The organism is Tsuneonella suprasediminis (assembly GCF_003605755.1).
Lineage (GTDB): Bacteria > Pseudomonadota > Alphaproteobacteria > Sphingomonadales > Sphingomonadaceae > Tsuneonella > Tsuneonella suprasediminis.
Genome location: NZ_RAHJ01000003.1, coordinates 81,042 through 93,959, shown reverse-complemented (window position 1 = coordinate 93,959; position 12,918 = coordinate 81,042). Strand labels below are relative to the sequence as shown.

7 protein-coding genes are annotated in these 12,918 nt (G+C 60.6%); 4 read left to right on the top strand and 3 right to left on the bottom strand.

The features are described from left to right. The first annotated feature begins 65 nt into the window (after window positions 1-65). Both D6858_RS00610 and D6858_RS00605 read left to right on the top strand, forming a co-directional pair. Window positions 66-1,277, top strand: a complete 1,212-nt coding sequence (locus D6858_RS00610) for an acyl-CoA dehydrogenase family protein (RefSeq protein WP_120106065.1) — start codon at window positions 66-68, stop codon at window positions 1,275-1,277. Window positions 1,278-1,293: 16 nt separating this feature from the next. Then, window positions 1,294-2,364, top strand: a complete 1,071-nt coding sequence (locus tag D6858_RS00605; RefSeq protein WP_120106061.1) for an acyl-CoA dehydrogenase family protein — start codon at window positions 1,294-1,296, stop codon at window positions 2,362-2,364. A 134-nt stretch (window positions 2,365-2,498) separates the two neighbouring features. On the opposite strand, the gene D6858_RS00600 is transcribed toward D6858_RS00605, so the two are convergent. Together D6858_RS00600 and D6858_RS00595 are read right to left on the bottom strand one after the other, a co-directional pair. Further along, window positions 2,499-3,764 carry a TetR/AcrR family transcriptional regulator gene (locus D6858_RS00600; RefSeq protein WP_120106057.1) on the bottom strand — a complete coding sequence of 422 codons (1,266 nt, stop codon included), beginning with the start codon at window positions 3,762-3,764 and terminating at the stop codon, window positions 2,499-2,501. A gap of 20 nt (window positions 3,765-3,784) precedes the next feature. After that, window positions 3,785-5,512, bottom strand: coding sequence for a class I adenylate-forming enzyme family protein (locus D6858_RS00595; RefSeq protein ID WP_205664844.1), 1,728 nt, complete (start codon window positions 5,510-5,512; stop codon window positions 3,785-3,787). 253 nt (window positions 5,513-5,765) lie between these two features. Here D6858_RS00595 and D6858_RS00590 point away from each other — a divergent pair, with 253 nt between their 5' ends. Next, a complete protein-coding gene (locus D6858_RS00590) occupies window positions 5,766-7,001 on the top strand; it encodes a serine hydrolase domain-containing protein (RefSeq protein ID WP_120106051.1) in 1,236 nt (411 codons plus the stop codon). An 11-nt stretch (window positions 7,002-7,012) separates the two neighbouring features. Beyond that, window positions 7,013-9,052 carry a 3-hydroxyacyl-CoA dehydrogenase NAD-binding domain-containing protein gene (locus D6858_RS00585; protein WP_120106047.1) on the top strand — a complete coding sequence of 680 codons (2,040 nt, stop codon included), beginning with the start codon at window positions 7,013-7,015 and terminating at the stop codon, window positions 9,050-9,052. A 721-nt stretch (window positions 9,053-9,773) separates the two neighbouring features. Here the strand turns inward: D6858_RS00585 and D6858_RS00580 are convergent. Further along, window positions 9,774-12,608 carry a TonB-dependent receptor gene (locus D6858_RS00580; RefSeq protein WP_120106044.1) on the bottom strand — a complete coding sequence of 945 codons (2,835 nt, stop codon included), beginning with the start codon at window positions 12,606-12,608 and terminating at the stop codon, window positions 9,774-9,776. Window positions 12,609-12,918: the final 310 nt, after the last annotated feature.

The window sequence follows — 12,918 nt, the reverse complement described above, 5'->3', positions numbered from 1 at the left end:
GCGGCATGCAACCCAGTTGCCCCGGCGGGATGCCAACGATTCCGCCGGGTTGGAGGAGAGAGATCATGGCAACCCTTGCCGATGCCCCTGCCGCGGGCACCGATGATGCATTTCGCGAAGAAGTCCGCGCTTTTCTGGCCGAAAACTTCGCCCCTGAGCTGAAGGGAAACAACAACGCCCTTTCCGCTGTCGAAGGCCCGGGCACCGAAACCCCCGCGCAGAAGAAATGGCGCGAAGCGATGGGCGAACGTGGCTGGGGCACACCCACCTGGCCGAAGGAATACGGCGGCGGCGGGCTAAGCCGCGCGCAGGCCAAAATCCTGACTGAGGAGATGATGAAGGCCGGGGCGTGGAACCCCATTGGCGGAATGGGCGTGATGATGTTCGGCCCCACTCTGCTGGAATATGGCAGCGAAGCGCAAAAACACGAACACATTCCCCCTATCTGCCGTGGCGAAGTGCGCTGGTGTCAGGGATATTCGGAACCCAATGCCGGATCGGACCTCGCCAACCTGCAAACCTTTGCGGAAGACAAGGGCGACCACTACCTCGTCAACGGTCAGAAGACATGGACCAGCGGCGGACAGTGGGCCGACAAGTGTTTCTGCCTTGTCCGCACCGACCGCAGTGACAAGCACAGGGGCATCAGCTTCCTGCTGATCGACATGGACGCACCCGGTGTCGAAGTCCGCCCGATCCAGATGATCAGCGGCGTCAGCCCGTTCTGCGAAACCTTCTTCACCGATGTGAAGGTGCCCAAGGAAAACCTGGTCGGCGAAGAAGGTCAGGGCTGGACCATCGGCAAGCGCCTGCTGCAGCACGAACGGACCAATATCTCCGGCGGTGGCAGCATGGCCCGGATGATGGGGCCAAGTGTCAGCGACATCGCCCGCATGTACGGCGAAACCGATGCCGAAGGCCGCATCGCGGACCCCGTACTGCGCGACAGGATCGCCGATTACGAAATCCGCTGGAACACCTTCCTGCTCACCGCCCGCCGTGCCGCGGAAGAGAGCAAGGCATCGGGCGGCGTTTCCGAAATCAGTTCAGTCCTCAAGAAGCTCGGCACCAAGCTGGGGCAGGAACGCGCCGAACTGACGATAGAGATCATGGGCCTGCAAGGGCTTGGCTGGGAAGGCGAAGGCTTCACCGAGAAAGAGCTGGAGGGCGTGCGCGGGTGGCTCTTCGGCAAAGCCTTCACCATCTATGGCGGATCGACCGAGATCCAGAACAACATCATCGCCAAGCGCGTGCTTGGTATGCTCGATCACCAGTAAGGGGGAGGACGATATTATGGCCGTTCTCAACGAAGAACAGGAAATGCTGCGCGATATGGCGCGCGACTGGACAACCAACGAAAGCCCGGTGTCCGCTTTCCGCAAGATGCGCGATAGCAAGCCCGACGAACGCTACCTCGCTGACACATGGTCTGCGATGGCGGCGATGGGCTGGGCCGGGATTGTCATCCCGGAAACCTATGGCGGCAGCGATTTCGGGTGGATGTCTGCCGGGCTCGTCGTCGAAGAACTGGGCAAGACGCTGGCCGCCAGCCCGCTGACGATGACGACGCTGGCCGCCAGTGCCATCGTTCTGGGCGGAAGTGACGAACAGAAGGCCAAATGGCTGCCCGCGCTCGCGTCGGGGGAAAAGGTCGCCACGCTGGCGATCGACGAAGGCCCGCACCACGCGCCCCATAAGATCGCAGCCAGCGTCTCTGACGGCAAGCTGACCGGAACCAAGGCCTTCGTTCACGAAGCGCACGGGGCCGATCTGTTCGTGGTCGCCGCCAGCGATGGATTGTACCTCGTCGAAAAGGGTGACGGTGTCTCACTCTCCGGGCGCGCCCTGACCGATCAGCGCAGCCACGCCAACATCACCTTCGACGGTGCCGCAGCGGACAAACTGGCGAACGGTGGCGACGATCTGCTCGATCAGATACTCGACCGGGCGCGTATCCTGACCGCCTGCGAAATGCTCGGCATGGCGCAACAGGTGTTCGACGTAACGCTCGATTATCTGAAGCAGCGCGTCCAGTTCAATCAGGTACTGGCGACATTTCAGGCGTTGCAGCATCGCATGGCCGATCTGTTTGCCGATCTCGCCCAGATGCGCTCTGCCGTAGAGGCCGGGCTGGAGGCGCTCGACAGTGGCCACGGTATCGGCAGAGCGGCGGCTATTGCCAAGGCGACCGCCAACGATGTGCTGCACACCGTCAGCCGCGAAGGTATTCAGTTGCATGGCGGCATCGGGATGACCGACGAATACGACATCGGCTTCTATCTTAAGCGCGCCCGCGTACTGGAAGCGAGTTGGGGATCGAGCAGCCAGATGCGCGATCGCTTCGCTACTCTCAGCGGGTTCTGATCATCCGAAGGGACGGGCGAACGGCACCTGCTGCCTGAAAACCCGTCAGAAATTCCCCGGCACTTCGGTGCTACAGCGAAGGGCCCGGCGAACAGCGACGCCGGGCCCTTTCACATTGGAGCTGATAATGTTGGCTAGCCGACCTCGGGTGGATCGCAGCTAAAGCCGGCGCAGAGCACCCAGGCATACAGCTTGACTGCGATGGCAGGATCGGACTGGCGACCCGCCCATTTGCGCGCCTCGTAGGCGGCGTTCAGCGCCGGCATCAGCACATGGCTGGCCAGTATCTGATCGACCGGGCGCACCGACCCATCGGCTATTCCATCGGCCAGCATTCCGGCGAACCGCATCGCCAGACGGTTGGCCCGCAGGACGACATTGTCGCGCGCCTCCTCCGGCAACGCCTGCAATGCCGCTGTCCGTAACAGTGGCATGGGATCGCGAAATTGCAGATCGATCGCTTCTGCCAATGCGCTGGCTATTCGCCCCCAGCCATTGGCAGGCGCCCGCACCGCAGCGAGCTGTATTGCCGATAGCCGGTCGTAACTGCGCGTGAAGCAATCAGCGACAAGATCGTCTTTCGCTTCGTGATGGTGATAGAAACTGCCCTTGGTCACATTCAGTTCGGCGGCAATCCGATTGACCGACGCCCCGCGATAGCCGCGCTGATTGATCATCTCGGTCGCCGCGCGCATAAATGCGTCCAGCGTATCGCTATCGGCAGTGTCGCCCGTCCGCCATGCGCGATTGTCGAGCGCAGCCGGGTGCCAGTCACCGGGCCGCACCGACAGGCCATGCGCGAATATGTCGGACAGGCGGGCTTCCACCCGGTCGAAATCGCGGGTCGAATACTGTTCGGTCCACACCGGCAGCCAGAACATCGCTTCCATCAGCACGTGCGCCCGCGCTGTGTCGAGCGAACGGCGCATACCGGTGCGATCCTTGCCAAAGAACCCGCGCACGATGTCGATAATTCGGGCGTAGTGGGCCAGCAATGGCTCCTGCGCGTCCTCTTCCAGAGTGCGGATTTCGGACAGAGCCGTGACCAGCCCCTTCTCCCCTTCGCGGACCCGCTGGCGCAGAGCGAAATGCGCGTGGATGAACGATCGCACCCGCGCTGCCGGGTTCGGTTCGGCAGCGGCAATGCTGGCCGCCTGTTCGAGCCAGTCCAGCGTTTCCTCATACACCGCGCAGACCAGCTTGTCCTTGCGGTCGAAGTAGTAAGTGATGCTGGTGGCATTCAGCCCGACCGCCTGCGCCAGTTCGGCAAAGGTCATTCCCTTCACCCCTACCGCGTTAATCAGTGTGGAGGCCGCATGGATCACTTCATCGCGCCGCTTCCCGAAGCGCGCCGTCTCGCCGGAAACCCTTTCAGCACTATTGCCATCAGCGGCACTCATATATTTCTCCTACCGCCCGATCAGGCGGCAAACAGTTTCTTCAGTTCGCTCTTGAGTATCTTGCCATTCGCATTGCGCGGCAAGATCGCCGCGCTGAAAATAACCCGAACCGGCACTTTGAAACGTGCCAGCCGGTCAGCCACCCATTGCTGCAACTCGCTTTCGCTCGCCTGCTCGCCCGGGGCAAGATGGACAACGGCCGCCGGTTCTTCACCCAAAGTGCGATGCGGGATACCGACCAGCGCCGCATCGGTGACAGCAGGATGATCGTACAGCACGTTTTCCACTTCGGACGAATAGATATTCTCTCCCCCGCGCAGGATCATGTCCTTCGCTCTGTCGACGATGTAGCAGAACCCTTCTTCGTCCAGACGCGCCAGATCGCCGGTGCGAACCCACCCGTCCACGAATGTTTCTGCCGTGGCATCGGGCCTGTTCCAGTACCCTTTAACCACCATTGGCCCCTTGGCCCACAGCTCGCCCACTTCCCCACATGGCAATTCGCGCTTGCCTTCCGGGTCCATGATCCTGAGTTCGGCCACGGCTACCGGCGGGCCGCAACTGCTTGGCCGATTGAGGTAATCCTCGCCGCCGTGGCTGGTGACAGTGGCCATCGTCTCGGTCATGCCCCAGCCATTGCCGGGCAGCGCGCCGAATTCGGTATAGATACGGCGCACCAGCTCCGGGGCGGAAGGCGCACCGCCATAGGCAACAGCTTCGATACTCGACAGATCGTAGTTCACACGTTCGGGATGTTCGATCAGTTGCCACGCAATCGTAGGCACGCCGCCGGTCACATTGACCCGCTCGCGCTCGATGATCGCGAACGCTTCCACCGGTTCCCACTTATGCATGAACACCAGAGTATTACCAGCAGCGAGATTGCCCATCAGGCTGGCCGAACAGGCTGTCACATGGAACAGCGGGATGACCAGCAGCCCGACTTTATGTGTCGGCTCCGGCGGCACCTCCCCCCGGCGCAGCGCGGCACAGGCCGCGGAATAGGCGCTGGAGAAAATGTTGGTCAGCAAATTGCGGTGCGTACCCAGCGCCCCCTTGGGCTTGCCTGTGGTCCCGCTGGTATAGAAGATAGTGGCTTCGTCGTCGGGGGCGATATCGGCATCGGGAAGGTCCGCGTCAGGCAGCGATGACCATGCATCCGGCGCGCCGATCACCGCCTCCAGCCGTTCCGCCGGATGATCGACCGAGGTTTCCGCCCCGGTGCGCGATACCAGCACGTGCTCCAGCGCGGGCATTTCATCCCGATGCGGCAAAATCCTCAGCCACCGCTCTTCATCGCAGATCAGCAGACGCGCGCCTGAATCCGCCAGGCCAAATGCCAGTTCCGCCCCGGTCCACCAGGCATTCAGCGGAACGCAGATCGCGCCCAGCGCCTCTGTGGCGAAGAACGCCACGGGCCATTCGGGCAGATTTCGCATAGCCAGCCCGACACGATCGCCCTTACCCACTCCGCGTTCGCGCATTTCCTGCGCCAGTCGGGCGACCGCTCTATGGAATGCGTCATAGGTAACACGCTCACCTTCATAGATAACGAATTCGCGTTGCCCATGGGTGCGGGCCAACGCCAGCAATGCGCGCAGGTTATCCGGTGCGTTCTTCCACACACGGGTCGGCACCCCGCGGATCGCGATCGTTTCGGTTTCAAGCCGCTGGCCCGGCGCAGTCAAAATATCGCGGCACCGATCGTAAGAGCATGCTGGCCAGCCCGCAGGGGGCGACCACCCCATTGCCGACGCGAAACCGGTTGCAGGCGCCGTTTCCGGGCCCGATGCAGGCATTGTCATTCTGGCATCCTCATGCTCTTGTTTGTCCTACACTACATCGCCACTCACAATTCCTGCAAGCGATGAATTAGGTATTCGGAAGGAGTGGTATGCCTAAACCATGCTTCGGACTTGCCAGCGTTTCAGAATAGACGGTATGCATGCCTAAAACCCGTTCAAGCGTCGCCAATGCGACTTTCGGAGAGAGGAAACCCCATTGTTCGACCTGACCGACCCAGCCAGTCTAGGCTTTGCCCCCGATCGTCTTGCACGGATCGAACCGTTCCTGCGTGAAGCCTATATCGACAGCGGACGGTTACCGATGACGCAGTTGCTCATCGCGCGTGATGGGAAGCCGGTGTATTACGGCAAGCTCGGCACGATGGGTGAAGGGCGCGGCGATTTGCGGGACGACGCGCTGTTTCGCATCGCATCGATGACCAAGCCGATCACATCGATCGCGTTCATGCAACTGGTCGAACAATGCAAGGTTGCGCTGGAAGACCCGATTACCAAAGTATTTCCTGAGTTTGCCGATCTTCAGGTCTATGCCGGCGGTGGTGGGTCGATCCCTTTCATGCCGGGCCGCAATGCACCGCCCATCCGGTTCGTCGATTTGCTGACCCATATGTCCGGCTTCACATACGGACTGCAGAACCGCACCAACATCGATGCCGTGTATCGCGAGCACAATTTCGATTTCGCGCGCCGTCATCTCGATAGTGATGAATTCGTCGCGCGCCTGGCCGAACTGCCGCTGGAATTCGCACCGGGCGAGCGGTGGAACTATTCGGTTTCAACCGATGTGCTGGGCATCGCGGTGGAGCGCATTTCGGGCCAGCGACTGGGCGATTACTTCTCTGAACACATCTTCAAACCGCTGGGAATGGTGGACAGCGCGTTTGGCGTGGCTGACGGCCAGAACGAACGGCTTGTCGATGCATTCCAATATGTTCCGGGCTCCGAACCGAAACTGTTCGACGCTGGTATCGGCAGCAGTCTTGCCAAACCGGGCCGGTTCGACAGCGGCGGCGGCGGGCTTGTCAGCACGATCGCCGATTATCACCGGTTCTGCGCCATGCTGGTCAACGGCGGAGAACTCGACGGAGCGCGCATCATCAGCCCTAAAACGCTGGCATTGATGACCGCCAACCACTTGCCCGGCGGGGCCGATCTGACGCAATTGTCGCAGAGCATGTTTTCCGAAAGCCAGAACGCGGGCGTCGGCTTCGGCCTTGGTTTCGCGTGCGTGATCGACGCTGCCAAGACATTGATGCCAACCAGTAAAGGCGAATATTACTGGGGCGGTGCCTATTCGACCGCGTTCTTCGTCGATCCGGTGGAGGCGATCACTATGGTATTCATGACGCAGGTTTATCCCTCCAGCGTCTATCCCATCCGCCGCCAGCTCAAGACCCTGATTTATTCCGCGCTGGCCGACAGCCGCGCCTGAGGAGAGAACCGATGACCAATCCGATTTCCACTGTGCATGATGGCGATGTCCTCGTCGTCGTTTCGAACAATCCGCCGGTCAACGCGCTGGGGCAGGCCGTGCGCGCCGGTTTGCAGGATGCGATTGCTCAGGGGCTGGCAGACGACAGCGTGAAAGCCATCGTAATTCGTTGTGATGGCCGCACTTTCTTTGCCGGAGCCGATATCACCGAGTTTGGCAAACCACCCGTCGGACCAAGCCTGCCCGAAGTGCTCGACGCCATCGAAGCGAGCGACAAGCCGGTCGTCGCGGCGATCCACGGCACGGCGCTGGGCGGCGGCTGCGAAGTCGCGCTCGCGTGCCATTATCGCGTTGCTGTGCCGAGCGCGAAAATCGGCCTGCCCGAGGTAAAGCTGGGCCTGATCCCCGGTGCAGCGGGCACACAGCGCCTGCCGCGTCTGGTCGGGGCCGAGGCAGCACTGCCGATGGTGGCGATTGGCAATCCGATTTCCGCCAGCAAGGCGAAGTCCATCGGCTTAGTCGATGAAATCGTTGGTGAAGACAGCCTTGCCGCCGATGCCATCGCGTTCGCGCGCGGCAAAATAGGACAACCGATCCGCCGCACATCGGAGGGCACCGCCAATCAGGATGGCGTGAAAAATCCGGCGATCTTCGATGAATTCCGCGCCAAAAACGGGCGCAAGATGCGCGGCTTCGATGCCCCCAATGCAGCCATCGAAGCCGTCAGACTGGCAGGAGAACTGCCCTATTCCGAAGGGGTTAAGAAGGAGCGGGAGCTGTTCACCCAGCTGATGACCGGCACCCAGTCGGCGGCGATGCGCCACTATTTCTTTGCCGAACGCGCCGCGAACAAGATCGACGATGTACCCGCGGATACGCCGCTGATTCCGATCGCCAAAGTGGGTGTGATCGGGGCCGGAACGATGGGCGGCGGGATCGCGATGAACTTCCTATCCGCTGGAATTCCTGTGACAATTCTGGAAATGCAGCAGGAAGCGCTGGACCGGGGCGTCGGGGTGATCCGCAAGAATTACGAGAACACCGCAAAGCGCGGCCGGATGACGGCGGAGCAGGTCGAGGCAGCGATGGGCAACCTGTCAACCACCTTGCAATACAATGACTTGGCCGATTGCGATCTGGTGATCGAGGCCGTTTATGAAAACATGGACGTCAAGAAGGAGGTGTTCGGCAAGCTCGATACCGTTGTAAAACAAGGCGCTATTCTTGCTTCCAACACCAGCTATCTGGATGTTAACGAGATTGCCACGGCGACAACACGCCCCGGTTATGTGCTGGGGCTGCACTTCTTCTCGCCCGCCAATGTCATGAAATTGCTGGAAATTGTCCGTGGAGCAGAGACGCGGCCCGATGTTCTGGCCACTGCGATGAAGCTATCGAAGAAAATCGGCAAGGTCGCTGTCGTCGCGGGCGTGTGCCACGGTTTCATCGGCAACCGTATGCTCAGCCCGCGTCAGGAACAGGCCAATGCGCTGATTATGGAAGGTGCAAACTATTGGGAAGTCGACGAAGTTTTGCTCGACTTCGGGTTCCCGATGGGTCCGTTCCAGATGGCCGACCTGGCCGGGATCGACATCGGCTGGCACCGTGATCCAAGCAAAGTGACGACTTTGCGCGAGGCGTTGTGCGCGGCGGGCCGGTTCGGGCAGAAGAACGGTAAGGGCTTCTATGATTACGACGAATCCCGCAATCGCACCCCTTCGGACGAAGTCAGGGCACTGATCGCGGAGTTCGCCGCGAAGTCGGGCACCCCACAGCGCGAGATTTCGAAGGACGAGATCAAAGAACGCCTGCTTTATCCGATGGTTAACGAAGGTGCGATGATCCTCGACGAAGGCATGGCGCAGCGGGCGAGCGACATCGATGTGGTGTGGATCAACGGCTATGGCTGGCCGCTCTACACAGGTGGCCCGATGTTCTGGGCCGACACTGTCGGGCTGGCTAACGTCGTGTCAGGATTGGAAAAATACGGCCTGCCGGTATGCGATTACTTGCGCGGCAAGGCCGAGCGGGGCGAGAGATTCAACGGCTGATCGCTGACCCCGCGCCGCTGTAGCAGAGAAAGGAGGCCGGGTTCCCAACCGGGGGTCCGGCCCTTTTCGTGCGTATAATCAATGTGTTGAAGGGAGAATAGCGAATAGGCCCTCTGCCTGCCCGCATCACCGCACCGGCGCCATTATGTGATTGATAAGCAACCGAAAACCTGCACCGTCCCGGCGATCAGCTCGCGCAACCCCTGCTCTGCACATCCGGCCCGCGAAATCGCACCGCGATCGCCCCTTTTTTACACCCCCTTCACCTCCTTATATGCGACGTAAGTGCAGCGCGGCCCCTGCCCCATACAGGCCATGCACGCGCAATCGGCCCATCCGGCCAATGGAAATTTTCCCATTTAGGATCAGCATAATACGGGCACTCAACCGCCCACCTTCAACACCGGGAAGCCCGTTGCACCTCCGCAATTGCCCGCGCATGATTTTCCGGAAAAGCCGCAGCGAAGACGCAGTTTCACCGCATAGCCCCGTTTTCTGCCCCGAGAGGCCTGCATCTCTCACTGATAGGCCGCCCAAACCCGAATCCGGCAGGCAAACGGTCAATTCCGATCCTGCAAAAACGGCCCCGGACCATCGCCAGCCACCCGCCAACTCCAAAACGGGCGACCCGCCGGATTTCGATGCGCCGCCCGCTTTGGAGTAATGGCGATGACGAAACCGGGCCGGCCGCCAATCGGCCGACCAGCCCGGTGAATTGCGATCAGAACCGGAAACCGGCCGTCAGCTTGAACGAACGACCATAGCGATAGTAGCCCTGCGACAACATCGGATTGCCGTTGATGCTGTAGGTCTGCGCTTTGTCCAGCAGGTTCTGCCCTTCCAGCGTCAGGCTGAAGTTCTTGACCACTTCATAAGAGATATGCGCCGTCAGCCAGGTAATGGCGTCCGCTTCTTCGTTGAACCCTTCGCCCAGAACACTGGTCGCGGTGGTGAAGCCATCGGTATGGTCGGCGGTGACCGCCAGCGACAGCGGGCCTTTTTCGTACAGCACGCTGAGCGAATAGACCGACGGAGCGATCCCTTCCAGCGGCCGTTCCAGATCCCCGACATAGCTGTTGGACCAGTTGCGGGTGAACTGCCCGCGCACGCCAAAGCCGTTTTCCCACAGATGCTGCAGGCCGACTTCGATCCCCTTCACACGGGCATAGTCGCCGTTGATCGGGCGGGTGACGTTGAACAGGTATCCCGGCACGCCAATGTCCTGCCCCGGTTCCCAGCTGGTGGTGATCTGGTTGCGGATATATTTGTAAAACGCCGCGACGTTGAAGATCGACTTGGGCGAGAAATACCATTCCAGCGACACGTCGAACTGATCGGCGGTGTACGGTTTCAGATCGGCATTGCCGCCATAGATCTGCGTGAATTCGCCCCACGAAACGCTTTCGGTGGTGTTGGTGGGGGCCAGCGCTTCCACCGAAGGCCGCGCCATCGTGCGCGCCGCACCCAGCCGCAGACGCAGATCGTCGGTCAGGCCGAAGTTGAGGTTGGCGGAGGGCAGCAGGTAAGTATAGCTGCTTTTCTGCAGGATCTCTTCCGCCGCGCCGTATTTCGCGGTGTAGTTGAAGGCACCGTTTTCGGTAATGCTCAGGATCGGGGCATCCCATGCCTGTGCATCGGTGGAAGTGTGCACCACACGCAGGCCGACATTGCCGTTCCAGCGCATACCTTCCAGATTGGCCTGCAGGTATCCGGCCCAGGTCGTTTCCTTCACGCGATAGCTTTGCAGCGGGTTCCACACCGGGGCCGCAGCGGCATAATCGTATGTCCCGCCGCCGGGCCTTGGCTGGCCATTATAGGCGGCCAGCGCGGCCTGATATCCGGGGATGTCGAACGACAGGAACGAACGCGGGAAATACCCGGAAACCCCGCTCATGAAATTGGGCAGCGTGAAGCTGTGCGACAACACGTTGCCACCCAGATCACCGACATTGATCGCATAATCGCCGGAATAATAATCGGCCCCGCCGGTCAGCGAGTTATTCACCAGATCGCGCGATTTTTTGCGATCGGTGAATGTCGCGCCAAATTTCAGCGATTTGAGCCACGAGGCATTCAGTTCGAGGTTCGCGGCCAGCGACGCACCGGTGACCTTGTCATCGATATTATCGCCCGACAGTTCGAAATAGTGGGTGTTGAAATCCGAAGGGCCGAATTCGCCATTGGCCAGCCCGTTCGACAGTTCGCGGCCATCGTTGAAATCGATATATACATCGGGCACCGCGCCGCCGTTCAGTTCGAAATGCGCGCTGTTCGGCTGATTCATCCGCAGCACGACGTAGCTGTCCTGCCCGCCCGAATGGCGTGACGATTTCGAACGGTACACATCGCCGACCAGCGTGAAGCTGTCGGTCACATCCCACCGGGCATTCGCGCCGTAGAGTTCGGTATCGACCACGCGATAGTTGGTCTGGTTGAGCAGTTCGGGATTCAGCGCCAGTTCGGGGTCGGGATTATCCATGTCGAAACTGGTGACGATCCCGTCCTGGATTTCCATGTTCGACCAGCGGTCTGGCGAAAACAGCGTATAATACGACTGCTGATAGCCGACCTGCGGCGAATCCAGCCGCGTCTTCAGGCCATCGATGGTCAACTGGAAATTGCTGGTCGGGCGCCATTCGATTTTCGCGGTGTAGGCGTTGCGCTTCTTTTCTTCGATGATCGAACCGACGCGGAACTGGCCCAGCCCGATCAGGCCGTATTCGTCGGGATCGAGCTCGCCATTGCCGTTGGGGTCGATATTGCCGCCCCATGCATTGCCCCACAGCCAGCTTTCATCGGTGGGGTCGGGGTTGCGGGTCCAGCCGCCGTCGTTCCCGGCGACATCGGTGCGATCCTTGCGTCGTTCGATCACCAGCCCCAGCATCACGCCCAGCGTGTCGTTGGCGAAAGTATCGCTGATGACGCCGGAGAATTTCACGCCGTTATACCGCGACATGAAATTGCGGTCGCCTTCCAGACGGGCAGTGCCGCGCAGGCCCGGCTTGTCGAACGGGCTGGCCGAACGCAGGTTGACGAGACCGCCAATCGCCCCTTCGGTCAGCGATGCTTCGGCACCTTTGACGACATCCGCGCCGCTGATGACATCGGCGGGCAGCACGTCGAACGCGAAATCGCGGCTGGCGCCATCGGTGGCGAGGATACGGCCGTTGAACGTCGTCAGCGTATATTCGGGACCAAGTCCGCGCACGCTGACATATTGCCCTTCACCGCCCGCGGTGCGGCTGATCGCGACACCGGTGATGTGAGCCAGCGAGTCGGCCACGTTATCGTCAGGGAAAACGCCGAGTTCGAGCGCGCTGATTGAGTCCTGCACTGTCGTCGCGTTGCGCTTTGTTTCGATGGCGCGCACGATACTGCCGCGTTCGCCGCGAACCACGATGGCGTTGCCATTGTCGGGCGCTTCCGCCGACGGATCGCTATCGCCGGCTTCCCATTGCGGCTGTTGCGCCTGAGCGAAGCCCGGCGTGGCCAGCACAAGCGCCGCCACGCTGGTTCCGGCAAGCGCCAGCATCCGCAAGGAACGATAATCGCACATTCAATTTCCCCCCTGATTTTCCAGTGTCTTACAAACTAATGCCGTAAACCTCGCACGCCCTGCCCGGCTGCGGCTCTTTCGCGCCAGTCCGCCCTGTTTGTTGAGAGGCGGCATCGTGAAGCAGGTGCATTGAATATGGAAAGCTCCTATTAGCTTTCGGTTTGCATCTTAATGGTTGCAACTGCATGCATAAGGCACGGTAATATGTCAAATCGAAATTAAACGAAAGACACATTTAATCGATTCAGTTCGCTCTCGCGGACCACGAGAGCGAATGCGCGTTGTTCTGCAATGGGGAAGCTGTTAGGAA